The sequence below is a fragment of the Arthrobacter sp. genome (assembly GCF_048266065.1).
Lineage (GTDB): Bacteria > Actinomycetota > Actinomycetes > Actinomycetales > Micrococcaceae > Arthrobacter_H.
Genome location: NZ_JBLXAH010000008.1, coordinates 187,303 through 209,939 on the forward strand (window position 1 = coordinate 187,303; position 22,637 = coordinate 209,939).

Consider the following 22,637-nt stretch of genomic DNA (forward strand, 5'->3'; position numbering starts at 1 on the left):
GAGTGTTGTGCCCCCGAAGGCCAAGGAAAAAACCGGCAAGAAACTCGTCATCGTCGAGTCACCGGCCAAGAGCAAGTCGATCGCCAAATACCTGGGCGATGGCTTCGTCGTGGACGCATCCGTCGGCCACATCCGGGATCTTCCGCAGCCCTCTGAGCTGCCGGCCGAACTGAAGAAATCACCGGTGGGCAAGTTCGCCGTCGACCTGGACAACGACTTCGAGCCCTACTACGTCGTGTACCCGGACAAGAAGAAAAAGGTCTCCGAGCTCAAGGCCGAGCTCAAGGATGCCGACGAACTCTACCTGGCCACCGATGCGGACCGCGAAGGCGAAGCCATCGCGTGGCACCTGCTCCAGGTCCTCAAGCCCAAGGTCCCGGTCTACCGCCTGGCGTTCACCGAGATCACCAAGGAAGGCATCGCCCGGGCCATGGAGAACATCCGTGACCTGGACACCGACCTGGTTGATGCCCAGGAAACCCGACGCGTGCTGGACCGCTTGTATGGCTACGAGATCTCCCCGGTGCTCTGGCGCAAGGTCGCCCGTGGCCTCTCGGCGGGCCGGGTGCAGTCAGTTGCCACCCGCCTGGTGGTCGAGCGCGAACGTGAACGCATGGCCTTCCGTTCCGCCTCCTACTGGGACCTGGCCGGCGAATTCGCCACCGGAGCGGGGGAGTCCTTCCGCGCCAAGCTCGTCGGCGTCGATGGCGGACGGGTTGCCTCGGGACGCGACTTCGATGACCGCGGAGGCCTGAAGACCCCCAAGTCGGGCACCGCCGTCGTGCATCTCGACGAGGCCTCGGCCACCTCGCTGGCCACCGGCCTGCAGGACAGCACCTTCGCCGTCACCAGCGTCGACACCAAGCCCTACACCCGCCGCCCCGCGGCACCGTTCACGACCTCGACGCTGCAGCAGGAGGCCTCCCGCAAGCTGCGCTGGTCCTCGAAGTCGACCATGCAGGTGGCGCAGCGGCTGTATGAAAACGGCTACATCACCTATATGCGTACCGACTCGGTCTTCCTCTCCAACGAGGCGGTCAACGCCGCCCGGAAGCAGGCAGCCGAGCTGTACGGCCAGGATTCGGTGCCCGCGAAGCCGCGCGTCTACAAGTCCAAGTCCGACAGCGCGCAGGAGGCCCACGAGGCCATCCGCCCCGCCGGCGATGCCTTCCGGCGCCCCCGCGACGTGAAATCCCAGCTCGGTGGTGACGAGTTCCGGCTCTACGAACTGATCTGGAAGCGCACCGTCGCCTCGCAGATGGCCGACGCCAAGGGCTCGACCGCCTCCGTCCGGCTGGCCGGGGAGGCCACCGACGGCCGCCGGGCCGAATTCTCCGCCTCCGGCACCGTGATCACCTTCCGCGGGTTCATGGCCGCCTACGAGGAGGGCAAGGACACCTCGGCGCAGGAGGAAGCGGAGAACGACGCCGAACGCCGCCTGCCGCAGCTGGCCCCAGGCGATGCCCTGAACGCCGCCGACATCACCGCCAGCGGCCACGAGACCTCCCCGCCGCCGCGCTACACCGAGGCCTCGATCGTCGCCGAACTCGAAGAACGCGAAATCGGCCGTCCCTCGACCTTTGCGCCGACGATCTCCACGATCATGGACCGCGGCTACGTCACCAAGCGCGGCGGCGCCCTGGTCCCGAGTTGGATCGCGTTCTCCGTGATCCGGCTGCTCGAGGAGCACTTCGCGAAGTATGTGGACTACGGGTTCACCGCGCGGCTCGAAGACGACCTGGACGAGATCGCCAAGGGACACAAGGGCCGCTCGGCCTGGTTGAAGGACTTCTACTTCGGCGCCACCGAGGGAAGCGGCCTGCAGGGCATCGTGGAGAACCTCGGGGACATCGACGCCCGGGCGATCAACTCCATCGACATCGCCCCGGGCATCGTGTTGCGCGTGGGCAAGTTCGGACCGTACCTGGAACGGCCCCTGCCCGCAGACGCCCCCGAGGGCAGCGAACCCGAACGGGCCAACGTCCCCGAGGACCTGGCACCGGATGAGCTCACCGCCGAGAAGGCCATCGAGCTGATGGAGAACTCCGGGCCCTCCGAACGCTCCCTGGGAACCGACCCGGAATCCGGGCGGGAGATCGTGGCCAAGGACGGCCGGTATGGGCCCTACGTCACCGAGGTCATCGTCGAGCCCACCGAGGCCGAATTGGCGGCCCAGCCGGTCGAGTACTACAAGAACGGCAAGCCCAAGCCGCCGAAGAAGCCCGCCAAGGTCAAGCCGCGCACCGGTTCGCTGTTCAAGTCGATGTCGCTGGAAACCGTGACGCTCGAGGACGCGCTGAAGCTCATCTCGCTGCCGCGCGTGCTCGGCACGGACGCCGAAGGCGTGGAGATCACCGTGCAGAACGGGCGCTTCGGGCCGTACCTGAAAAAGGGCACCGATTCGCGTTCGATCGGCAGCGAGGAGGAGATCTTCACCATCACGCTGGAGCAGGCGCTGGAGATCTACTCGCAGCCCAAGCAGCGCGGTGGCCGCGCCGCGACGCCGCCGCTGGCCGAGTTCGGTCCGGACCCGGTCTCCGAGAAGCCGATCGTGGTCAAGGAGGGGCGCTTCGGTGAATACATCACCGACGGCATCACCAACATCACGGTTCCCCGCGGGACCAGCATCGAGGAGCTCACCCGTGAGCGCGCCGTCGAACTGCTGGCCGAAAAGCGCGCCAAGGGGCCCGTGAAGCGTGGGGCCCGCAAGGCCCCGGCCAAGCGGCCCGCCGCCAAGAAGAAGAAGTAGCGCAGGCGGAGGCCACGATGCGACTGGGCGTCCTCGACATCGGCTCGAACACGGTGCACCTGCTGCTCATCGACGCCTACCCGGGGGCACGGCCGACGGCTTTCGCCTCGCACAAGCGGCCGTTGTCCCTGGTGGCCTACCTCGACGAGGACGGGGCGATCAACGAGGAGGGGCAGCGCGAGCTGCTCGAATTCGTCCATGAGGCCTCGCTCTTCGCGACCCGGCACCGGGCCGAGGACCTGCTGGCGTTCTGCACCTCGGCGATCCGCAATGCCACCAACGGCCCGGAGGTGATCGAGCGGGTCGAGGCCGAAACCGGAACCCGGCTGACCGAGCTGTCCGGGGAGCAGGAAGCCGGGATGACCTACTACGCGGTGCGCCGCTGGTTCGGCTGGAGCTCCGAGCGGATCCTGGACCTGGACATCGGCGGCGGTTCGTTCGAGATGGCCTACGGCACCGATGAGTTCCCCGAAGTGGCACTGTCCGTCCCCCTGGGCGCCGGCCGGCTGACGCGGGACTGGTTGCCGGGTGATCCACCGCGCACCGCGGACGTGAAGGCGCTGAAGGCGTATGTGAAACAGACCCTGGCCGAGCCGTTGGCTGCCATCGCCGACCGTCCGCGTCCGACCTTGGTCACCGCCACCTCCAAGACCTTCAGGTCGCTGGCCCGGATCACCGGAGCCGCCCCCAGCGCCGACGGCATCCACGTCAAACGGGTCCTGCGGCTGGAGGACCTGAAACTCTGGGGCCGCCGCCTGGAGGCCATGACGGAACAGGAACGCAGCGAATTGCCGGGCGTCTCGGAGATCCGTGCCCGGCAGATGCTGGCCGGTGCGATCGTCGCGACGACGGCGATGAACGTGCTCGGCATCAAATCCGTGCGCATCTGCCCCTGGGCACTGCGGGAGGGGCTGATCCTGCGCCGCTTTGACCACCTGATCTTTGACGGGCCGTTACCTCTGGGGAGTAGCGTGGGAGTAGGCCAGGTGGAACTGGGCCAGCTGCCAGGGTTGCCCGCGCGGGAGGCCATCGAATGAGAAGAGGGAGCCAGGCAATGTCCAAGGATTCGATCCAGGTTGGATTGTCCAGTGCATCGGTGTTCCCCTTGAATGTCCACGATGCCTTCGCGGTCTCACGGGACATCGGGTACGACGGCGTCGAGGTCCTGGTCACCGGCAACCACCTCTCGCAGGATCCCCGCAAGCTCACCGAACTCAGCTCCCGTTACGACCAGCCGATCCTGGCGATCCACGCCCCCACCCTGCTGCTGACCCAACAGGTCTGGGGCGGAGCCTGGTCGAAGATCGAGAAATCCGCGGCCATGGCCCGTGACGTGGGCTGCGAGGTCGTGGTCGTCCACCCGCCGTTCCGCTGGCAGGGCAGCTACGCCACCGGCTTCGCCGACGGCGTCAAGCGCATCATGGATGACTACGGCGTGCGCATCGCCGTGGAGAACATGTACCCGTGGCGGGCCCGTGGCCGGGAGACGAAGATGTACCTGCCGCACTGGGACCCCGTGCCCCAGCCCTACGAGTTCGTGACCTGGGACTTCTCCCATGCGGCCATCGCCAATGTGGACTCCTTGAAGTCGGTGAGGCAGCTCGGCGACCGGCTCAGCCACGTGCATCTGTGCGATGGACTGGACAACGGCAAGGACGAGCACCTGGTCCCCGGCCGGGGCACCCAGCCGGTGGTCGCCTCCATGGAACACCTGCGGGACAGCGGATGGGACGGGCACGTCGTCGTGGAGGTCTCCACCCGCAAGGCCAAGGGGGCCGGCGAACGCGAGGAATGGCTGGCCGAAACACTGCGTTTTGCCCGCGAGCACCTCGCTCCGGCCTCGGCGGACACCAGCACCGACGTGACGACTCACGCCAGCTGAGCGCCCCGCGCCCCGGCATGCAAAAATGGGGCCATGTCATCTTCGAACACACCCAGCACCGACGCCCGTACCGTCCGGAACCTGGCCTTCATCGGCACCGGCAACATGAACGGGGCGATCCTGCGCGGGATCCTCGCCAGCGGGTTCGACGCCGGGAACATCACCGCCACCGTACGCGGGACGGACAAGGCCGCGGCCCTGGCAGCCGACACCGGGGTCAGGACCCTGGCCACCCACGATGACGCCGCAGCGAACAGCCACGCCGTCGCGGAGGCGGACGTCGTCTTCCTGGGCGTCAAGCCGGTGGGCATCCAGGATGCCTGCCGTGACATCGCGGCCGCCCTGAAACCGGAAGCAGTCGTCGTCAGCGTGGCCGCCGCGGTGACCACCGCCATGATCGAGGCGGTGCTGCCCGCCGGGCAGCCCGTCGTGCGTTCGATGCCCAACACGCCGCTGACCGTCGGCAAGGGGGTCGTGGCGCTGTCCGGGGGGACCTCCGCCAGCGAGGCCGACGTCGCCGCAGTCGTCGCGCTCTTCTCCGGCGCCGGCCTGGTCCGGGTGGTTCCCGAGGAACAGCTCGATGCCGTCTCGGCCGTCAGCGGGTCGGGTCCGGCCTACGCGTTCTACCTGGCCGAGGCCATGGCCCGGGCGGGCGAGGAACTGGGGCTGGATGCCGAGCTGTCCCGCGACCTGGCCCGTGCCACGGTGGCCGGCGCCGGCGCCATGTTGGACGATCCGGCGGCGGACCCCTCGCAGTTGCGCACGGCGGTCACCAGCCCGAACGGCACCACCCAGGCCGCGCTCGAGGGCTTCGACGCCGCCGGCATCCCGGCGGGCATCGCCTCCGGTGCCCGGGCGGCAGCGGACCGTGCGGCCGAGATCACCCGGGAACTGGCCGGCTGATCCGCGCCCGGCCGCTGGCCGTCTGCGGATCAGGGGCGGGCAGCGAAGCGCTCCAGCAGGTCGACGTGCCCGGAGACGATCAGCACGTCGCGGCGGGTCACCTTGGTGTCCGGTTGGGCGTAGGTGAAGTCCTCGCCCGGTGACTTCACGCCCACGATCGTCACGCCGTACTTGGACCTGACCTGTGACTCGCCCAACGTGAAGCCCTGGGTCTCCTTCGGCGGGTACATCTTCACGATGGCGAACCCGTCGTCGAACTCGATGAAGTCCAGCATGCGTCCGCCCACCAGGTGCGCCGCCCGGACGCCGGCGTCGGCCTCCGGGTAGACCACGTGGTTGGCGCCGATGCGTGAGAGGATCTTGCCGTGCGAGGGGGTGATCGCCTCGACCCAGAGGTGCTCCACGCCCAGGTCGACCAGGTTGACGGTGATCAGCACCGAGGACTCGATCGAGGTGCCCACCCCGACGACGGCCGAGGTGAAGTCCTGGGCGCCGAGCTGGCGCAGCGCATCGACGTTGGTGGCATCGGCCTCCACGACGTGGGTCAGCGAACCGGCCCACTTCTGCACCAGGTCCTGGTTGCGTTCGATGGCCAGGACCTCCCGGCCCTGCCGCACCAGCTGCTCCGCGACGGCGGCACCAAAACGGCCCAACCCGATGACCAGGACGGGGGCGTTGTGCTCCGATTTGTTCTCAGCCAATGATCGGCCTCTCTTCCGGGTAGTGGTAGAGCTGGTTGCGGTGGCGCAGGCTCAATGCCGTGGCCAGTGTAATCGTGCCCACCCGGCCGGCAAACATGAGGGCCGAGAGCACATACTTGCCCTCCGGCGGCAGCTCACCGGCCAACCCGGTGCTCAACCCGACAGTGGCGAACGCGGAAATCGAGTCGAAGAGCACGCGGTCCAGCGGCTGTCCGCTGATGCCCAGCAGCAACCCGGTGGCAACACTGACCAGGGTGGCACCGAGGACGACGACGGAAATCGCCACCCGCATGGTGCTTTCGGGGATGCGTCGGCCGAAGGCCCGGATGTCCGAATCGCCGCGCGCCTCGGCGACGATCGCCAGGAACATGACGGCAATCGTGGTGACCTTGATGCCGCCGGCAGTCGACGCCGAGCCGCCACCGGCGAACATGAGGGCATCGGTGAGCAGCATGGTGGGGGTTTCCAGTTGGTTCTGGTCCACGAGGTTGAAGCCGGTGGAGCGGGTCATCACCGAGGCGAAGAACGAATGGATGAGCTTGTCCCCCAGGCCCATGCCGCCGATGGTCGCCCGGTTGTTCCACTCCATGGCGCCCCAGCCGACGCTGCCCAGGAAGAGCAGGATGCCGGAGACGACGATCGTCAGCTTCGTGTGCAGGTTCCATTTGCGGTACCTGCCGCGATGGACGATGAGCACCATCAGGACCGGGAAGCCCAGGGAGCCGATGATCGCGCCGGTCATCAGGGGGATCAGCACCCACAGGTCGGTCTCGTAGGGGACCAGGCCGTCGGAATGCGGGGTGAACCCGGCACTGTTGAACGCGGAGACGGCATAGAAGATGCCGTGCCAGATCGCCCGGCCCACCGGTTCGCCCAGGACGAAGAAGCGTGGGGCCAACGCCAGGGCGAGCAGCGCCTCGATGGCCACCGAGGTGGTGATCACGATGCGCAGCAGCGTGCCGACCTCGCCGAGCCGCCCCACGTTCTGGATGTTCATGGCCTCCTGGGCGCGCAGCTTGCCGCGCACCCCGAGCCGCTTGCTCACCGCCAGCGACAGCACGGAGGCCAGCGTCAGGATCCCCAAGCCACCCATGAAGACGCCGACGATGATGACCACCTGGCCGAACAGCGACCAGTGCGTCGCCGTCGACACCACGGTCAGGCCCGTGACGCAGACGGCAGAGGTGGCGGTGAACAGGGCATCGTGCAGCGGGGTGAATTCACCGCTGGCGGAGGCGGCCGGCAAGGACAAGATGGTCGTGAACAAGGCAATGACCAGCGCGAAGACGACGATGGCCAGGCGTGCCGGCGACGTCGCGGCAACGGCATCCACGAAGTCGCGCGACCCCTGGAGGAAACGCGGCACGGCGTTCGCCCACGTCAGCATCGTGGGTTGCGGTGGGGACGACATGGTCTGCGGCGGCTCCGGGAAGGGTGGAATCCGGGCGTTTCCCGGCACTGTCCACAGTAAAGCACCCGGTGCAGCCTGCACCGGGCAGCAACCGCCGGTGCGACGCCGATCACAGCTCTGGACACCGGATCGCGTAACCTGAGCCGGTGAGCATGAGTACAGCGCCGTCACCACCCACCGAGGTCGTCTGGAGCGAGGACCTGATGTCCTATCGCTTCAGCGACAGCCATCCCATGCACCCTTCGCGTCTTGACCTGACCATGCGGATGATCGAGGGGCTGGGGATCCTCGAACGGGACAACCTCTCGCTGGTTGCTCCGGGCGTCGCCAGCGACGACGAGTTGGCGGCCGTCCACGATCGCGACTACATCGCGGCCGTCCGGCATGCCGGGGAGCACCCCGGTGAGGTCAACGAGGAACGCGGCCTGGGCACCGAGGACGACCCCGCCTTCGCCGACATCCATGTCGCCAGTGCCCGCCTGGCCGGTGGATCCCTCCAGGCCGCCGACTCGATCCTGGCCGGTAGCGCGCTGCATGTGGTCAACTTCGCCGGCGGCATGCACCATGCGGCGCGCGGCAGGGCCAGTGGCTTCTGCATCTACAACGACGCCGCCCTGGCCATCCAGCGGCTGCTGGACGGGGGCACCCAACGCGTGGTGTACATCGACGTCGATGCCCACCACGGCGACGGCACCCAGTCGATCTTCTGGGACGACCCGCGCGTCCTGACCATTTCGCTGCACGAATCGGGCATGTCGTTGTTCCCGGGAACCGGCTTCGCCAACGAGATCGGGGGGCCCCGCGCGCTGGGCAGCTCGGTGAACGTGGCGGTACCCGCAGGGACCACCGATGCCGGATGGCTCCGTGCCTTCCACGCGGTGGTCCCGCAACTGGTCGCCGCCTTCGGACCGGAGGTCGTCGTCAGCCAGCATGGTTGTGACGGCCACCGGGGCGACGATCTGTCCAACCTGCGCCTGAGCGTGGACGGGCAGCGACAGAACGCCCTGGACATCGCCGACCTGGCCCAGCGGCATTGCCAGGGGCGGTGGATCGCGACCGGTGGCGGCGGGTACAACCTCATCGACGTCGTTCCCCGCACCTGGAGCCACCTGGTGGCCATCGCCGGCGGACAACCGGTTCCGCTGCGGACCGAAGTCCCCGGCGCCTGGTTGGACTACGTCCTTGAGCGCTACGGCGTCCAGGGACCGCAGCTGATGAACGACGGCGCTGACCTGTGGTGGCGATCCTGGGAAGTCGGATACGACCCGGCCGACGCCATTGACCGCACGATCATGGCCACCCGCAAGGAGGTCTTCCCGCTCTACGGCCTGGACCCCTGGTTCGATTGACCCGGACGCCGCGTGGTGGCGATGCCCCGGATGGCATATGCGGATAGGGTGATGAAATGACTTCCGACGACGTCTTCTCCGTTCTGTCAGATCCCACGCGGCGCAGGATCCTCGACGCCTTGCGGGAGGGGGAGAACTCGGTCGGCGACCTGGTGCAGACCCTGGAGGTCTCCCAGCCGACCGTCTCCAAGCACCTGAAGGTGCTGCGCGAGGCAGGGGTGCTGCGGATGCGGGCCGACGGGCAGCGCCGGATCTACGCCGTCGAACCGGGATCGCTGCAGACGGCGGCGAGCTGGCTCGCCGGGTTCCCGCGGGGAACCGCTGCCGAGAACGGGACGGTGGATTCCGGGCGCGCAGGATACAAGACCATGACCCCCGCGGGCAAGACCCCCGCGGTGGCCGCGCAGGCCCCCGCTCCCGCAGAGGATGCGACGGCCCGCGCCCTGGAGGCAGCGGCGTCCTACCGTGCCATGCAGCAAGCCCAGCGGGAGACGGTGGCGGCCTCGGCCGCCGGCACCGCGGACCGGGAAGCGCCCGTCATTCCGGGAAACACCAACACCTCCCAGCAGCTGGGCCGGACGGTGGGGCGCACCGTCGAACAGGTGACCGGACGGGCCCAGGACCTGTTGGAGCGGCTCCAGAAACCGAAGTTCGGGCGGCGCCGCTAGGGCCCCGGCGTGACCTGATCCACGTTACGGGCGGTCGGGGGCATCTTTACGACCGGTTGGGTCCGGCGGGGTGGGACGTGCAATTCTTCTATCCGGAGCGCCGACGCTCACCCGCTGGGTGCCGTCGCGCCCAGCTCACGTTCAAAGGAGTACCGCTTGGATCAGCATCTGCTCGATATCCGCGAAGACGTTTTCCACCGCAACCAGGGGGAATCCGAATTCCACCAGGCCGTGACCGAGGTCTTCGAAAGCCTTGATGCCGTCATCGGCAAGCACCCCGAATACGCCGACGCGGCCATCCTGCAGCGCATGTGCGAACCGGAGCGCCAGATCATCTTCCGCGTCCCGTGGGTCGATGACGCCGGGAAGGTCCAGATCAACCGCGGTTTCCGCGTGGAATTCAACTCCGCACTGGGCCCCTACAAGGGTGGACTGCGCTTCCACCCCTCGGTGTACCTGGGCATCGTGAAGTTCCTGGGCTTCGAACAGGTCTTCAAGAACGCGCTGACCGGCATGCCGATCGGCGGCGGCAAGGGCGGGTCCGACTTCGACCCGCGCGGCAAGTCCGACGCCGAGGTCATGCGCTTCTGCCAGTCGTTCATGACCGAGCTGTACCGCCACATCGGTGAATACACCGACGTCCCCGCCGGTGACATCGGCGTCGGCGGCCGCGAGATCGGCTACCTCTTCGGCCAGTACAAGCGGATCACCAACCGCTACGAATCCGGAGTGCTCACCGGCAAGGGGATGGGTTGGGGCGGCTCGCTGCTGCGCCCCGAGGCCACCGGCTACGGCGCGGTGCTCTTCGCCCAGGAAATGCTCAAGACCCGCGGGGCCAGCTTCGACGGCCAGCGCGTTGTCGTCTCAGGTTCGGGCAACGTGGCCATCAACGCGATCGCCAAGGCGCAGACCCTCGGGGCGAAGGTCGTCGCGGCGTCGGACTCCGGCGGATACATCGTCGACGAGGCCGGCATCGACGTGGAACTGCTGCGCGAGATCAAGGAGGTCGAACGCGGCCGCATCAGCGACTACGTCGAACGCCGCGGCAGCAAGGTCGACTATGTCGAGTCCGGCAGCGTCTGGGACGTCGACGCCACCGTCGCCCTGCCCAGCGCCACCCAGAACGAACTCGATGCCACCGCAGCCAAGCGGCTGGTGGAATACGGGATCGTGGCCGTCGCCGAGGGCGCGAACATGCCCTGCACCGCCGACGCCACCCAGATCTTCCAGGACGCCGGCGTGCTGTTCGGCCCCGGCAAGGCAGCCAACGCCGGCGGCGTGGCCACCTCGGCGCTGGAGATGCAGCAGAACGCCAGCCGCGATTCGTGGAGCTTCGGACACACCGAACGCCGCCTCGAGGAGATCATGGTCGGCATCCACACCACCTGTGCGACGACGGCCGACGCGTACGGCAAGCCCGGCAACTACGTGGCCGGCGCCAACATCGCGGCGTTCACCAAGGTCGCGGACGCGATGCTCGCCCTGGGCGTCATCTAAGGAGCACCGCCCCGGACGGCACCACGATGAAGGGCCACCCCGCCGACGCTGCGGGGTGGCCCTCGATGTCTGCCACAGTAGTGGCATGGAGAATCCAGAACCGCTGCCTGGCCACCGGATCGACCCCGGGGCCGTGGACCAGGAAGACATCGACGCCTACCGGCTGTTGGCCGGGGACATCGCCGCGGGCACCGCGGTGGTCGCCACCCGCCACCACGGGCACGACATCGCCGCGACGGTAACCGGCTTCCTCGACGTCTCCTACGACCCGCCGACGATGCTCGTCAGCCTCTACGCAGACGGCCGTATCGCCGAGGCGGTGGAAGCCGCCGGGACCTGGACCTTGTCGCTGCTCACCGGCGGGCAGGAAGGCACGGCGAACTGGCTCGCCAGCCCCGGGAACCCGGTCCACGGGCTGCTCAACCAGGTCCATTTCAGCCGCTCACCGGTCTCCGGTTCCGCGGTCATCGACGGGGCCATCGCGTGGTTTGAACTCAGGACGACGGCGGTGCACCCGGTGGCCACGCATCTGGTCGTGGCCGGTGAGGTCGTGGCCATGGGCGGCACCGGGGACCCACACGCCGAGAACGACCCCCTGGTGCATTTCTCCCGGGAGTACCGCCACCTGCGCTAGGCGCCGGTGGAGGCACCGGCGTCGTTCCGCGTCATATTCGGCACCGGACGCGGGCCGGCGTCCGGGCCGGCGTTAGGCTGGATGCATGACAACCCGTTGGTATGCGTATTTTGCGTCGGCTCTGGAGGAGCCCACGGCACGCTGATTGCGCATACCCACCTCCAGAGTCGACAGGGCCGGAACCCAGGTTCCAGGCCCTTTGCCATTGAAACGGCGGCCCTGGACGGTGTGGTCACACTCCGGTAGCGAACCCGGGGCCGCAGTGGAAGGGCACGACGCCACCACCGAAAGGCCCCGAGATGACCACCACCGGCCAGGAAACCGCAACCGCAGCGAACACCGACGAGCACATCGTCGGCTACTCGCCGCTGCCCACCCCCGCCGAGCTGCGCACCGAACTGCCCGCCGGCCCCGACGCGCAATACACCGTGGCCCGGGCCCGCGGGGAAGTCCGTGCCGTGCTCTCGGGCCTGGACGAACGGCTGCTGGTCATCGTTGGCCCGTGTTCCATCCACGATCCGGTGGCCGGGCTGGAGTACGCCCGCGCCCTGGCTCGTGCCGCGGCCCGTCACCGCGGGGAACTACTGGTGGTGATGCGGACCTACTTCGAGAAGCCGCGGACCACCCTGGGCTGGAAGGGGCTGGTCAACGATCCGGGGCTGGATGGCAGCCACGACATGGAGACCGGGCTGCGGACGGCCCGGCGCTTCCTGCTCGACGTCGCGGCGCTGGGCCTGCCGGCGGCCACCGAGTTCCTGGAGCCGGTCACCCCACAGTACCTGGGGGACCTGGTGTCCTGGGGTGCGATCGGCGCCCGAACCGCTGAAAGCCAGATCCACCGGCAGCTGGTCTCCGGGCTCTCGATGCCCGTCGGGTTCAAGAACGGAACCGACGGGGGCCTGCAGGTCGCCCTGGATGCCTGTGCCGCGTCGGCCTCCGGGCAGGCATTCCTGGGGATGGACCCACTGGGCCGTGCCAGCATGGTGCGCACGGACGGCAACCCGGACGTGCACCTGGTGCTGCGCGGAGGGGCGGCGGGGCCGAACTACTCGGATGCCGACATCGCGGCGGCCGGCCGGGCGGCGACCTCCGCCGGAATCAACCCCCACCTGGTGGTCGACGCAAGCCACGCGAACTCCGGCAAATCCCACGAACGCCAGGCGGTGGTCCTCCACGAGCTGGCCGCGAGCATCGCGGCGGGGCAGGACGCGGTGGCCGGGATCATGGCCGAGAGCTTCCTGGTGCCCGGCGCGCAGAAGATCGTTGCCGGGGCGCCCCTGGTGTACGGACAGTCCGTGACGGACGCGTGCATGGGATGGGACGCCACGCAGGCGGCGCTGGAGACCCTGGCCGCCGCCGTGGTGGCGCGCAACACGGCCAGATGACGGCGGGGAGTGCCCCGGGTTTCCCAATCTTCACACCAGCCACTAGGGTGGGGTGCTAGATGGTACTGCGCGCGGGTCGATCCGGGCGATGCCTCGCTGGGGTGTTCCTTTCAGCCAGTTCAGGAGAAATTGCCGATGGCAGACGCTAAGAACTTTTCGAACGCGCGTTTCATGACGGTGGCCGAGGTCGCCGAGATGATGCGTGTCTCGAAAATGACCGTGTACCGGTTGGTGCACGCTGGCGACCTTCCGGCAGTGCGTTTCGGCCGTTCCTACCGAGTGCCGGAAACCGCAGTCGAAGCCTACCTGAACACGGCACGCGTGGACGGGGCATCGGAGACCGCGTGAAAGCGTGGTCCGCACCGGTCCCTTGGGCAAGGTAACCTGTTAAGGAACATTTAACGTCCGCGATGGTTGCCGCCTGCTCCCCGCGTGGCCGTCAGCAGTAATCAATCACCAGTCTGTGAGGAACCAAATGGGCTCAGTTATCAAGAAGCGCCGCAAGCGGATGGCCAAGAAGAAGCACCGCAAACTGCTTCGCAAGACGCGTCACCAGCGTCGCAACAAGAAGTAGCCACGCTGCGGGACCAGTTCCCGCGTGACGGCGAACGACGGCGGGACCACCTTCGGGTGGTCCCGCCGTCGTCATGTCCGGGGGAGTTGGCCGCGAAGGGGCGGCCGCGTTCAGCCGTGGAAGCGCCGCTTCATCATCTTCAGGCCCCGCCACAGCCCGTACACGGCACCCGAGTAGGTGGCCGTCCGCAGTCCGATCGTCGCGGCCCGGCGGCCACGGCGGAAGTCGTAGACCGGCCAGTGGTGGGCCAGCGCATGGCGTCGCAACCTGACGTCGGGGTTGATCGCCACGGGATGGCCGACGGCCGTGAGCAGCGGGATGTCGTTGTGGGAATCGCTATAGGCCCAGCTGGCCGACAGGTCCAGTCCTTCCCGTGCGGCCAGTTCCCCGACGGCGGCCGCCTTGGCCGGCCCATGGAGGATCTCACCGACGAGCCGGCCGGTGTAGACGCCCTCGTGCTGGTCGACCACCGTACCGAGCGCACCCGAGAGACCCAGCTTCGAGGCGATCACATCCGCGACCTCCAGGGGCGTCGCCGTGACCAGCCACACGGGGCGGCCGGCATCCAGGTGGGCCTGGGCCAGTGCACGGGTCCCCGGCCAGATGCGGCTGGCAATGAACTCGTCGTAGATCTCGTCACCCAGCGCCGTCATGTCATCGACCAGGATGCCGGCGGCCAGGGCCAACGCCTGGTCCCTGACCCGATGGACCGAGGCCAGGTTCTCCCCGCGGACCAGGAAACTGGCCTGCTGCGCGCCAATCCAGAGCGCATGGCGGAGGCTGAAGGCGCCCCGGCTGTACATCTTGCGGGCGACGGCGAACAAACTCGCTCCCCGCATCATCGTGTTGTCGACGTCGAAGAAGGCCGCGGCACGGCCGGAGGGACGCGGCGCTTCGGGCGCTGCGGCTGATCCGGACTGCTCTGGCATCTGGTCAGTGTATCCGGTGGGCCCACCGCATCGGGCCCCGCCGGTCATCAGGTGGGTCCGCGCCTGACAGGGCGGTAGGTTTGGAGCATGGAATCTTCGGAAAGGGAACCGCGCGTCCGGTTGTTGACCAGGACCGGGTGCCATCTCTGTGCGGCAGCACGCCACACCGTGGAGACCGTGGCAGGCCGACATGGCGTGGCCTGGGCCGAGGAACTCATCGACGATGATCCGGAGCTGGTCCGCCGCTATGGCGAAGAGGTGCCGGTGCTGCTGGTCGACGGGGTCCAGCGCGACTTCTGGGTGATAGATCCGCAGCGGCTCGAGAAGCTGATCGGCACCTGATGCCCGGCGAAAAGATCCTCCCGGAAGCCACGCTGGGACGCATGACGTTGTATTTGCGGGCCTTGGAATCCCTGCGTGCCGCGGGGCAGGCCACGGTGTCCTCCGACGTGCTCTCGGCGGCCGCCGGAGTGAACCCCGCGATCCTGCGCAAGGACCTGTCCCTGGTGGGGACCTTCGGCACCCGCGGCGTCGGCTACCGGGTGGAGGTGCTCGCCGAACGCATCTCCACGACGCTGGGCCTTGACCGTGATTGGCGCGTGGGCATCCTCGGGGCCGGCAACCTCGGCCGGGCCCTGGCCGGGTATGCCGGCTTCCAGGGTGGTGGTTTCACTGTGTGTGCCATCTTCGACATCGCGGAATCGACGCTCGGGCGACGTCTCGGGGACCTGGTCGTCCGCCACGTGGACGAACTCGCCGCGGCCATCGGTGAGCTGGGCATCAACGTGGCCATCCTGGCGGTGCCAGGTGGCGCAGCCCAGGAACTCGCCGACCGGGTGGTGGACGCCGGGATCACCAACATCCTCAGCTTTGCCCCGGTGGTCCTGCAGGTCCCGGCCGGGGTCCGCGTGCGGAAGGTGGACATGGCCCGCGAACTGCAGATCCTGGCCTACCACGCAGCCTTGGGCGTCGACCGGGCCGGGGACTGAACCGCCCGGTCGACCGCCCCGGCTACTGGCGGAATCCGCCGTGCTTATGCAGGGCCACGGCCCCGATGAACTCTGACGACGGGCGGAGCCAGGCGCACACGATGCCGGCGACTCCCAAGGCGATGGCCAGGAAAGCCAGCGGGTCGAAGGCGGACAGCAGGCCCACCAGGGAGATGACCGCCAGGACGGTTCCGGTGATGCGCGCCCCATTGCTGCCCTTGCGGATGAAGGCCGCAATCAGGGCGTAGATGCCCGCGCCGATGATCATGATGAACAGGACGGCGATCTTCATCGGCCCGATGAGCGATGCCATGTCCAGTCCGGCGTCACGCAGTTCCTTGTCCATGGCAGGATCCTGGGTGCTCATCGCCTGGTTGACGGCATCGAGGATGACCGAATCGGGTACCAGCACCAGAACGAGTCCCTGGATCAGCGTGATCAGACCGGCGGCCATGATCAGCCAGAACGCTGCAGTCACCGTCCCCGGACGGGCCGGTCGTGGGCCGGCGGCGCCTCCGGGCGCACCCGGTCCGCCGAACGGCTGTTGCGGATAGCCGTAGTGCTGCTGTTGCGGAAATCCCTGGCCCAGCGGCGGAAGATTCGGCTGCCCCGGCTGCCCGTACCCCGAAGGAGCTCCGGGCCCCGGCTGCCCGTAGGCACCGTAGGCAGGTTGCGTCGGACCGGGCTGGTTGGCCGGCGATCCAGCGCCCGACCCGTGCTGGGGCTCGGGCAGCCGCTGGCCGAACTTCGGGGGATCCGGAACCGGGGGAGTGCCCTCTCCGTGCTCTGGACGGGGTTCCTGGCCGGGGTCCCGTGGAGTGGGGGTGCTCATGAGATGTCCTCCGTTGATGTTGCTGATGTAGGGCTTGACCCCAACACTAATGTGCCCACCCCGGGCGGTGGCATCATCACGAAGGCTGAATTCCCCCGGTTCGGCGGCCACGGTGAGTGGAATCACCGCCCGGTTTTAGGCGTGGAAGCAAAGGTTTGAGAGACTGGGGGCATGTCTGCTGCCACCGTCCACCTGCTCCGCCACGGCGAGGTCCACAACCCGGACAAGGTGCTCTACGGCAGGCTCCCGGAATTCCACTTGTCCGAGCTCGGCCACACCATGGCCGAACGGGCCGCCGCATACTTCACGGCCCAACGCGACGCCGGTGCCAACATCGTGCACCTGGTCGCCTCGCCGTTGGTCCGTGCCCAGGAGACGGCCGCCCCGACTGCTGCGGCACTCGGCCTGGAGATCTCGACGGATGAACGGATCATCGAGGCGGAAAACCACTTCCAGGGCCTATCCGGCGTCAAGGGCCACCTGGCCCAGCCACGCCACTGGCCATACCTGCTCAATCCACTGCGGCCGTCCTGGGGGGAGCCCTACCGGGCCCAGGTCGAACGCATGATGGCCGCGGTGAAAGACCACCGCGACCGGGCCGTTTCACTCGGCGGCCCCGGAGCCCAAGCCGTGCTGGTCAGCCACCAGCTGCCCATTTGGGTAACGCGCTTGGCCGCCGAAAACAAGCACCTGTGGCACGATCCCCGGCGGCGACAATGCACGCTGGCGTCGATCACCAGCCTGGATTTTGAGGGGGAACGGCTCGTCGCCGTTCGTTACACCCAACCCTGCGCTGACCTGCTGGCCAACGCGGCAAACATCCCCGGAGCCTAACCACATGCCGTCCCACCCCGTTTCACCCCTGCCCGAGCGCCGCCAGGTATTGCGTGCTGCCGCCCTGCTCGCAGCGGTCATCCCCTTGGCAGCGTGCTCGAAGGCCGACGATCCGCTGGCCGAACAGGCGCGGGCCGGTAACGGCAAGAACTACATCGCCGGTGATGGGTCCGTCCAGGAATACGGCCTGGAAACGCGTGGCGATCCGCTGGACCTGAACGGGACCACCTACGAGGGCAAGCACATCAGTGCGGACCAGCTCCAGGGAAAGGTCACCGTCCTGAACTTCTGGTACGCCGCCTGTGCCCCCTGCCGGTTGGAGGCCCCGCACCTGTCCAAGCTGAGCAAGGCCTTCGCCTCGAAGGGCGTGCAGTTCTTCGGGGTGAACGTCCGCGACGAAAAGGCCACAGCTGCTGCCTTCGAACGCACCTTCAAGATCACCTATCCCTCGATGCCGGATGCCGATGGGTCCATTCTGCTGTCCATGACGGAATACGTCCCCCCGCAGGCCGTGCCCACCACCTTGGTCCTGGACCGGCAGGGAAGGGTGGCGGCACGGCTCCTGGGCGAAGCCGACGAGTCAACGCTGAAGGCGCTGATTTCCGACCTGGTCTCCGAGCCGGCGTGATCGCCGGCACCGCCACGGCGCTTCCGGCGCTCTTCACCCAGGCCAACCCCTTCGCAGAAGCCGTCCAGGACGGCTCGCTGCTCTTGTCGTTGCCGGTCGCCGTCCTGGCCGGTCTCGTCTCCTTCCTGTCGCCATGCGTTCTCCCATTGGTCCCCGGCTTCCTCGGGTACGTCACGGGGCTGACCGGTGCGGATCTGGCCGACCAGAAACGCGGACGCATGGTCACCGGAATCGGCCTGTTCGTCCTGGGCTTCAGCGTGGTCTTCATGCTCGTGGGCGTCGTGTTCACCAAGGTTTCCGTCTGGCTCATCCACGGAGGCGACTGGGTCACCCAGATCCTGGGACTGGTGGTCATCGCCATGGGCATCGTGTTCATGGGCGGTTTCGGCTGGCTCCAGCGCGATAGGAAAATCCACCGCCGCCCTCCTGCCGGGTTGTGGGGTGCACCCGTCCTGGGCATGACCTTCGGGCTCGGATGGGCACCGTGCATCGGCCCGACGCTCTCCGCCGTCCTGGCCATGAGCATCGGCCCCGACGCCAACGTGACGCGTGGGGCCTTGCTGACCTTCGCCTATTGCCTGGGGCTGGGTGTGCCGTTTCTGCTCATCGCCCTGGGCTTCCGGCGCGCCGCCGGTGCCCTCGCCTTCTTCAGGCGCCACCAGCGCGCCGTCATGCGCGCGGGAGGCCTGCTGCTGATCGTCCTCGGTGTCCTGATGGCCACCGGGCTATGGGGCGAGTGGGTCCTCCAATTGCAAACGTGGTTCACCAACGAGGTAAGGATGCCGATCTGATGGCATTGAGCAGAAAAACCGATCAGCCGCCGTCGTCCGGTCCGGAACGGGGCAGGAAACGCTCCCGCGACGACGTCACGGTTCCCGCGCTGGGGCCCTGGGGCATGGTGCGCTGGGCCTGGACCCAACTGACCAGCATGCGCACCGCGCTGTTCCTGCTCCTGTTGCTGGCGGTCGCCACGGTGCCCGGATCGCTCTTCCCCCAACGGCCGGTGAACCCCACCGAAGTCACCGCCTACCTCGACAACAAGCCCGTCCTGGGCCAGTGGCTGGACACCTTCCAGCTGTTCGACGTCTTCTCCTCCGTCTGGTTCTCGGCCATCTACCTGCTGCTGTTCATCTCGCTGATCGGCTGCGTCTTCCCGCGGGCCAAAAAGCACTACAAGGCATTGCGGACGCCACCCCCACGCACTCCGGTCCGGCTCTCACGGCTTCCGGAGAACGGCACCCTTGAGGTCACCGGGCGTGCAGCGGAACTTGCGGATGGGCAGATCCTCACCCGTTCGGCCGCCCTGCTGAAGAAACGCGGCTACCGCGTCGAAGAGCGCCCCGACGGCAAGGTCCCGTCGGTCGGCGCCGAGCGCGGCTACATCCGGGAAGTCGGCAACCTGGTCTTCCACTTCTCGCTGATCGGCGTGCTGGCTGCAGTCGCCATCGGCGGGGTCTTCGGCTACACCGGCCAACGCATCGTCGTCGAAGGGGAGTCCTTCGTGAACACGCTGGTCTCCTACGATTCGTTCAACCCGGGCACCGGCTTCAAGGAGGGCGCCTTGAGCCCGTTCTCCGTCAAGCTCGACAAGTTCGACGTCACCTATGACCGCGAATCCACCACGCACTTCGGCCAGCCCATCGATTTCCACGCCCAGGTGACGACCACCGAGCCGGGCAGCGACCCGAAGAAGCAGGATCTGCGCGTCAACCACCCGCTGCGGATCGGCGGCACGGCCGTCTACCTGGTCGGCAACGGCTACGCCCCCGAGATCACCGTCCGTGACGGCAACGGGGACATCTCCTACTCCGGCCCCGTCGTCGCGGTTCCGCAGGATGACGTCTTCACCTCGCTGCTGGTCCTCAAGGTCCCAGACGCGCGGCCCGACCAGCTCGGCTTTGTGGGGTTGTTCCTCCCGACGGCCGGCGTCAACGCGTCCGGGGTCGGCATCTCATTGGACCCCAGCCCCGTGCTGCCCCAGCTGCAGCTCAACTCGTACTATGGCGATCTCGGCCTGGACGCCGGCGACCCGCAAAACGTCTTCGTGCTCGACACCGACAAGCTCACCGAGCTCAACAGCCGCAACCTCGACGCGGGCGGCCTGGTTGTCAATGCCGGGCAGACCGTGAAGCTGCCGCAGGACAAGGGCTCCATCACCTTCGACGGAATCAAGCGCTATGCGGCCCTGGACATCCATCACGACCCGGGCAAGCTGCCCGTGGCCATCTTCGCCGCACTGGCCCTGCTGGGCCTGGCCGTCTCGCTGTTCACCCCCCGACGCCGTGCCTGGATCAAGGTCCACCCGGCAGGGGAGGGGCCACGCGAGGACGACAGCCAGGGCGGGCGTATCATCGAATACGGGGTGCTGGCCCGCGGGGAGGACCCCCGCGTCCGGCAGGAGGCACGGGAGCTTCGCACACTTCTTGAGCGCGAATTCACCGGCACCGACCGGACCGAAGTTTAGGAGACAGAGGAACACGCATGCCAACGATCAATGAACAGCTCGGCGCATACAGCGACCTTTTCATGCTGCTGGCGGCCATGGCGTACGCCATCGCCTTCATTGCCTTTGCCTGGGATCTGGCCAAATCAAACCAGACCATCCGGGAGCTCGAATCGGGACTGCTGGCCGAAGAGGCCAAGCAGCTGGCCTCCGTGGGCGCCGCGACGGCCACGACCCACCAGGACCGCGGCCCGCACGCCCCGGCTGCCGACGACGGCCTGCTGGTCAACGAGTCGATGAACTACGTGCGCCAGGCGGGCAAGCGCACCGCTGCCCGGGTGGGCGTTTCCGTGGCGTGGATCGCCGCGGCCATTCATGTGTTCGCCGTGGTCTCGCGGGCCATTGCCGCCGGCCGCGTCCCGTGGGGCAACATGTATGAGTTCCTGACCACCGGTGCGATGGTCGTGGCCCTGGTGTTCCTGGTGGTGCTGCTGAAGAAGGACCTGCGTTTCATGGGAACCTTCGTCATCGGCCTGGTGACGCTCATGCTCTGCGCCGCGACCATGGGCTTCCCGACGCCTGTCGCCCACCTGGTACCGGCACTGCAGAGCCCGTGGCTGATCATCCACGTCTCCATCGCCGTGCTGGCCTCCTCGCTGTTCACCATCACCTTCGCACTGAGCGTGCTGCAGCTCTTTCAGGCGGACCGCCAGTCCAGGCTTGCCGCCGGCAAACCCGACAAGCTCTCGTTCCTGCGGATGGTTCCCAGCGCGGCAGCCCTGGAGAACTTTGCCTACCGGATCAACGCAGTGGCCTTCGTGATGTGGACGTTCACCCTCATGGCCGGTGCCGTCTGGGCCGAAGCAGCCTGGGGCCGGTACTGGGGCTGGGACACCAAGGAGGTCTGGACCTTCGTCATCTGGGTGGTGTTCGCCGGATACCTGCATGCCCGGGCAACCCGCGGCTGGACGGGAACCCGCTCCGCGTGGCTGAGCATCATCGGCTACCTGTGCATCGTCTTCAACTTCACCGTGGTGAACCTGTACTTCAACGGCCTGCACTCCTACGCCGGAGTCTGACCGCAGCAAAAGCGAGGCCCGGTTCGGAGCAGCAGCTCCGTGCCGGGCCTCGCTGCATCCGGGGAGAGGGCCCGGCTGGCGCGCCCGGACCCGTGGGCGGGCGACCTCGTACCGGCCGCGGTGGCCTACGCTGGTTTCATGACTTCCACGCCAGGACCCGACCGTCCGCTTCTCTGGGTGCGCACCGCGGCCCTTCCCCTGGTACTGGCCATCCTGGCCATCCTGGCCATCGCCGCCGCGCTGGTTTCCACGTTTCTGACGGCGCTGGTGGCCAAGCTCGTGCTCCTGGGCCTGGCGTTGATCCTGATCCTGGCCTGCGGCGTGAGCCTGGGAGTCCTCATATACCGCATCCGGAAATCCCCGGCGTCGAAACCCACCACCTGATCCCTGCGGTGGTGGCTAGGCGGTCGGTGGGTTCGAATCCCGGTCCGAGGGCAGTTCGCCGCTTTCGTTCGGGGGACGCCGGTCCTTTCGTGCCTGGTCCTCGCGGGCCTTCAGTTCCGCCTCCCGGCGCCGCAGTTCCTCGTCCTTGGCGCGCTGACGGCGCTGGGTTTCGAGCGTCCGCAGGAAATCGGGGTCGTCGTCGGGGGCGCCCGAGCCGCGTGTCGGCTGCTGCCCGGTCGCCGGTGCGGAGCCTCCATCGGTGGGACGCCCCAGCCAGAACCACAGGCACGCGCCGACGAGGGGCAACAAGATAATGGCCACGATCCACCCGGGTTTGGCGATGCTCCGAACCCGGTGTGCCGGTGTCTGCACGCACTGGATCAGGGCATAGATGGTGACGGCCAAGGCCACCAAAGCACCGAGCATCAAATTTCTGACCATGCTTCCAGTGTAGTGAAGAATCCGGCTCGCAGGTCCAGCCGGTAGAATTGGGGGGTGCAGTTCATCAAGTACACCATCATCCGCTTGGTTCTCTTCTTCGCAGTGTTCGCTGCGTTGTACTGGGGGCTGGGCTTTTCGCTGTTCCTGGCGGGCGTGCTCGCCGCCGTGGTGGCGTTCTGCGTCGCCTACTTGTTCCTGAATCGACTGCGCTCAGCCAGTGTCCAGCAGGTGCAGACCAAGGTTGCCGACCTGCGCAACCACCCGGGTTCGCACAAGGGATCGCTGGAACGCGAGGATGAGGAAGCCGAGGACCGCTACCAGTAGC

General features: G+C 67.7%; 25 protein-coding genes. 20 read left to right on the plus strand and 5 right to left on the minus strand.

Going from position 1 to position 22,637, the window contains the following annotated elements:
• Nucleotides 1-7: 7 nt before the first annotated feature.
• The 4 genes from topA to proC are packed head-to-tail and all read left to right on the plus strand — an operon-like array spanning nucleotide 8 to nucleotide 5,534.
• Entirely contained in the window at nucleotides 8-2,749 is a 2,742-nt protein-coding gene (gene topA / locus ACN0TP_RS14270) for a type I DNA topoisomerase (protein WP_417219991.1), read from the plus strand.
• A 17-nt stretch (nucleotides 2,750-2,766) separates the two neighbouring features.
• On the plus strand, nucleotides 2,767-3,786 hold the full coding sequence (locus tag ACN0TP_RS14275) for a Ppx/GppA family phosphatase (RefSeq protein WP_417219992.1): 1,020 nt from the start codon (nucleotides 2,767-2,769) through the stop codon (nucleotides 3,784-3,786).
• Between the two features lie 17 nt (nucleotides 3,787-3,803).
• The gene (locus ACN0TP_RS14280) at nucleotides 3,804-4,631 is read left to right on the plus strand and encodes a sugar phosphate isomerase/epimerase family protein (protein WP_417219993.1); all 828 of its coding nucleotides are present in this window, start codon (nucleotides 3,804-3,806) and stop codon (nucleotides 4,629-4,631) included.
• Between the two features lie 33 nt (nucleotides 4,632-4,664).
• Nucleotides 4,665-5,534: a pyrroline-5-carboxylate reductase gene (proC, locus tag ACN0TP_RS14285; RefSeq protein WP_417219995.1), complete on the plus strand. Its 870-nt coding sequence runs from the start codon at nucleotides 4,665-4,667 to the stop codon at nucleotides 5,532-5,534.
• Between the two features lie 29 nt (nucleotides 5,535-5,563).
• Here proC and ACN0TP_RS14290 read toward each other — a convergent pair whose 3' ends face one another.
• Together ACN0TP_RS14290 and ACN0TP_RS14295 are read right to left on the minus strand one after the other, a co-directional pair.
• The gene (locus tag ACN0TP_RS14290; protein WP_417219997.1) at nucleotides 5,564-6,235 is read right to left on the minus strand and encodes a potassium channel family protein; all 672 of its coding nucleotides are present in this window, start codon (nucleotides 6,233-6,235) and stop codon (nucleotides 5,564-5,566) included.
• Nucleotides 6,228-7,622 (minus strand): TrkH family potassium uptake protein, encoded by a 1,395-nt coding sequence (locus ACN0TP_RS14295; RefSeq protein ID WP_417220040.1) that lies wholly within the window; start codon nucleotides 7,620-7,622, stop codon nucleotides 6,228-6,230. Before ACN0TP_RS14295 ends, ACN0TP_RS14290 begins: the two co-directional genes overlap by 8 nt.
• 176 nt (nucleotides 7,623-7,798) lie before the next feature.
• Between ACN0TP_RS14295 and ACN0TP_RS14300 the strand changes: the two genes are divergently transcribed.
• From ACN0TP_RS14300 to ACN0TP_RS14330, 7 genes are all read left to right on the plus strand, one after another.
• On the plus strand, nucleotides 7,799-8,995 hold the full coding sequence (locus tag ACN0TP_RS14300) for an acetoin utilization protein AcuC (protein ID WP_417220041.1): 1,197 nt from the start codon (nucleotides 7,799-7,801) through the stop codon (nucleotides 8,993-8,995).
• A gap of 56 nt (nucleotides 8,996-9,051) precedes the next feature.
• Nucleotides 9,052-9,663, plus strand: a complete 612-nt coding sequence (locus ACN0TP_RS14305) for an ArsR/SmtB family transcription factor (RefSeq protein WP_417219998.1) — start codon at nucleotides 9,052-9,054, stop codon at nucleotides 9,661-9,663.
• Nucleotides 9,664-9,819: 156 nt separating this feature from the next.
• A complete protein-coding gene (gene gdhA, locus ACN0TP_RS14310; protein WP_417220000.1) occupies nucleotides 9,820-11,160 on the plus strand; it encodes an NADP-specific glutamate dehydrogenase in 1,341 nt (446 codons plus the stop codon).
• 85 nt (nucleotides 11,161-11,245) lie between these two features.
• Nucleotides 11,246-11,794: a flavin reductase family protein gene (locus ACN0TP_RS14315; protein WP_417220002.1), complete on the plus strand. Its 549-nt coding sequence runs from the start codon at nucleotides 11,246-11,248 to the stop codon at nucleotides 11,792-11,794.
• Nucleotides 11,795-12,093: 299 nt separating this feature from the next.
• Complete coding sequence (locus ACN0TP_RS14320; RefSeq protein WP_417220004.1) at nucleotides 12,094-13,179, plus strand: 3-deoxy-7-phosphoheptulonate synthase; 1,086 nt, start codon at nucleotides 12,094-12,096, stop codon at nucleotides 13,177-13,179.
• Between the two features lie 135 nt (nucleotides 13,180-13,314).
• Nucleotides 13,315-13,527 carry a helix-turn-helix domain-containing protein gene (locus ACN0TP_RS14325; RefSeq protein WP_417220006.1) on the plus strand — a complete coding sequence of 71 codons (213 nt, stop codon included), beginning with the start codon at nucleotides 13,315-13,317 and terminating at the stop codon, nucleotides 13,525-13,527.
• 127 nt (nucleotides 13,528-13,654) lie between these two features.
• Nucleotides 13,655-13,753, plus strand: a complete 99-nt coding sequence (locus ACN0TP_RS14330; RefSeq protein ID WP_003792170.1) for a 30S ribosomal protein bS22 — start codon at nucleotides 13,655-13,657, stop codon at nucleotides 13,751-13,753.
• Between the two features lie 110 nt (nucleotides 13,754-13,863).
• On the opposite strand, the gene ACN0TP_RS14335 is transcribed toward ACN0TP_RS14330, so the two are convergent.
• A complete protein-coding gene (locus ACN0TP_RS14335) occupies nucleotides 13,864-14,682 on the minus strand; it encodes an HAD family hydrolase (protein ID WP_417220008.1) in 819 nt (272 codons plus the stop codon).
• Nucleotides 14,683-14,769: 87 nt separating this feature from the next.
• Here ACN0TP_RS14335 and ACN0TP_RS14340 point away from each other — a divergent pair, with 87 nt between their 5' ends.
• Both ACN0TP_RS14340 and ACN0TP_RS14345 read left to right on the plus strand, forming a co-directional pair.
• Nucleotides 14,770-15,024, plus strand: coding sequence for a glutaredoxin family protein (locus ACN0TP_RS14340; RefSeq protein ID WP_417220010.1), 255 nt, complete (start codon nucleotides 14,770-14,772; stop codon nucleotides 15,022-15,024).
• The gene (locus tag ACN0TP_RS14345; protein ID WP_417220011.1) at nucleotides 15,024-15,671 is read left to right on the plus strand and encodes a redox-sensing transcriptional repressor Rex; all 648 of its coding nucleotides are present in this window, start codon (nucleotides 15,024-15,026) and stop codon (nucleotides 15,669-15,671) included. Before ACN0TP_RS14340 ends, ACN0TP_RS14345 begins: the two co-directional genes overlap by 1 nt.
• 22 nt (nucleotides 15,672-15,693) lie before the next feature.
• Here the strand turns inward: ACN0TP_RS14345 and ACN0TP_RS14350 are convergent, their stop codons facing one another.
• Nucleotides 15,694-16,503, minus strand: coding sequence for a hypothetical protein (locus tag ACN0TP_RS14350; RefSeq protein WP_417220012.1), 810 nt, complete (start codon nucleotides 16,501-16,503; stop codon nucleotides 15,694-15,696).
• 171 nt (nucleotides 16,504-16,674) lie between these two features.
• Between ACN0TP_RS14350 and ACN0TP_RS14355 the strand changes: the two genes are divergently transcribed.
• The 6 genes from ACN0TP_RS14355 (at nucleotide 16,675) to ACN0TP_RS14380 (ending at nucleotide 21,871) form a co-directional block, all read left to right on the plus strand.
• Nucleotides 16,675-17,337, plus strand: coding sequence for a histidine phosphatase family protein (locus ACN0TP_RS14355; RefSeq protein ID WP_417220014.1), 663 nt, complete (start codon nucleotides 16,675-16,677; stop codon nucleotides 17,335-17,337).
• Between the two features lie 4 nt (nucleotides 17,338-17,341).
• A complete protein-coding gene (locus tag ACN0TP_RS14360; protein ID WP_417220016.1) occupies nucleotides 17,342-17,965 on the plus strand; it encodes a TlpA family protein disulfide reductase in 624 nt (207 codons plus the stop codon).
• Complete coding sequence (locus tag ACN0TP_RS14365) at nucleotides 17,965-18,756, plus strand: cytochrome c biogenesis CcdA family protein (RefSeq protein ID WP_417220043.1); 792 nt, start codon at nucleotides 17,965-17,967, stop codon at nucleotides 18,754-18,756. Before ACN0TP_RS14360 ends, ACN0TP_RS14365 begins: the two co-directional genes overlap by 1 nt.
• Nucleotides 18,756-20,429, plus strand: a complete 1,674-nt coding sequence (resB, locus tag ACN0TP_RS14370; protein ID WP_417220017.1) for a cytochrome c biogenesis protein ResB — start codon at nucleotides 18,756-18,758, stop codon at nucleotides 20,427-20,429. Before ACN0TP_RS14365 ends, resB begins: the two co-directional genes overlap by 1 nt.
• A gap of 17 nt (nucleotides 20,430-20,446) precedes the next feature.
• Entirely contained in the window at nucleotides 20,447-21,487 is a 1,041-nt protein-coding gene (ccsB, locus tag ACN0TP_RS14375) for a c-type cytochrome biogenesis protein CcsB (protein ID WP_417220019.1), read from the plus strand.
• Between the two features lie 138 nt (nucleotides 21,488-21,625).
• Nucleotides 21,626-21,871 (plus strand): hypothetical protein, encoded by a 246-nt coding sequence (locus tag ACN0TP_RS14380; RefSeq protein WP_417220020.1) that lies wholly within the window; start codon nucleotides 21,626-21,628, stop codon nucleotides 21,869-21,871.
• A gap of 15 nt (nucleotides 21,872-21,886) precedes the next feature.
• On the opposite strand, the gene ACN0TP_RS14385 is transcribed toward ACN0TP_RS14380, so the two are convergent.
• A complete protein-coding gene (locus ACN0TP_RS14385; RefSeq protein ID WP_417220022.1) occupies nucleotides 21,887-22,312 on the minus strand; it encodes a PLD nuclease N-terminal domain-containing protein in 426 nt (141 codons plus the stop codon).
• Between the two features lie 54 nt (nucleotides 22,313-22,366).
• Between ACN0TP_RS14385 and ACN0TP_RS14390 the strand changes: the two genes are divergently transcribed.
• Nucleotides 22,367-22,636: a DUF4229 domain-containing protein gene (locus ACN0TP_RS14390; RefSeq protein WP_417220024.1), complete on the plus strand. Its 270-nt coding sequence runs from the start codon at nucleotides 22,367-22,369 to the stop codon at nucleotides 22,634-22,636.
• Nucleotide 22,637: the final 1 nt, after the last annotated feature.

Excerpts from the sequence above, each read along its gene's own strand:
- ACN0TP_RS14320 (WP_417220004.1), top strand. The coding sequence starts at position 12,094 with ATGACCACCACCGGCCAGGAAACCGCAACCGCAGCGAACACCGACGAG.
- ACN0TP_RS14305 (WP_417219998.1), top strand. The coding sequence starts at position 9,052 with ATGACTTCCGACGACGTCTTCTCCGTTCTGTCAGATCCCACGCGGCGC.
- proC (WP_417219995.1), top strand. The coding sequence starts at position 4,665 with ATGTCATCTTCGAACACACCCAGCACCGACGCCCGTACCGTCCGGAAC.
- ACN0TP_RS14355 (WP_417220014.1), top strand. The coding sequence starts at position 16,675 with ATGTCTGCTGCCACCGTCCACCTGCTCCGCCACGGCGAGGTCCACAAC.
- ACN0TP_RS14340 (WP_417220010.1), top strand. The coding sequence starts at position 14,770 with ATGGAATCTTCGGAAAGGGAACCGCGCGTCCGGTTGTTGACCAGGACC.
- ccsB (WP_417220019.1), top strand. The coding sequence starts at position 20,447 with ATGCCAACGATCAATGAACAGCTCGGCGCATACAGCGACCTTTTCATG.
- ACN0TP_RS14330 (WP_003792170.1), top strand. The coding sequence starts at position 13,655 with ATGGGCTCAGTTATCAAGAAGCGCCGCAAGCGGATGGCCAAGAAGAAG.
- ACN0TP_RS14385 (WP_417220022.1), bottom strand. The coding sequence starts at position 22,312 with ATGGTCAGAAATTTGATGCTCGGTGCTTTGGTGGCCTTGGCCGTCACC.
- ACN0TP_RS14335 (WP_417220008.1), bottom strand. The coding sequence starts at position 14,682 with ATGCCAGAGCAGTCCGGATCAGCCGCAGCGCCCGAAGCGCCGCGTCCC.
- ACN0TP_RS14275 (WP_417219992.1), top strand. The coding sequence starts at position 2,767 with ATGCGACTGGGCGTCCTCGACATCGGCTCGAACACGGTGCACCTGCTG.
- ACN0TP_RS14350 (WP_417220012.1), bottom strand. The coding sequence starts at position 16,503 with ATGAGCACCCCCACTCCACGGGACCCCGGCCAGGAACCCCGTCCAGAG.
- ACN0TP_RS14345 (WP_417220011.1), top strand. The coding sequence starts at position 15,024 with ATGCCCGGCGAAAAGATCCTCCCGGAAGCCACGCTGGGACGCATGACG.
- ACN0TP_RS14360 (WP_417220016.1), top strand. The coding sequence starts at position 17,342 with ATGCCGTCCCACCCCGTTTCACCCCTGCCCGAGCGCCGCCAGGTATTG.
- ACN0TP_RS14380 (WP_417220020.1), top strand. The coding sequence starts at position 21,626 with ATGACTTCCACGCCAGGACCCGACCGTCCGCTTCTCTGGGTGCGCACC.
- ACN0TP_RS14315 (WP_417220002.1), top strand. The coding sequence starts at position 11,246 with ATGGAGAATCCAGAACCGCTGCCTGGCCACCGGATCGACCCCGGGGCC.
- ACN0TP_RS14300 (WP_417220041.1), top strand. The coding sequence starts at position 7,799 with ATGAGTACAGCGCCGTCACCACCCACCGAGGTCGTCTGGAGCGAGGAC.
- ACN0TP_RS14295 (WP_417220040.1), bottom strand. The coding sequence starts at position 7,622 with ATGCTGACGTGGGCGAACGCCGTGCCGCGTTTCCTCCAGGGGTCGCGC.
- ACN0TP_RS14280 (WP_417219993.1), top strand. The coding sequence starts at position 3,804 with ATGTCCAAGGATTCGATCCAGGTTGGATTGTCCAGTGCATCGGTGTTC.
- resB (WP_417220017.1), top strand. The coding sequence starts at position 18,756 with ATGGCATTGAGCAGAAAAACCGATCAGCCGCCGTCGTCCGGTCCGGAA.
- ACN0TP_RS14325 (WP_417220006.1), top strand. The coding sequence starts at position 13,315 with ATGGCAGACGCTAAGAACTTTTCGAACGCGCGTTTCATGACGGTGGCC.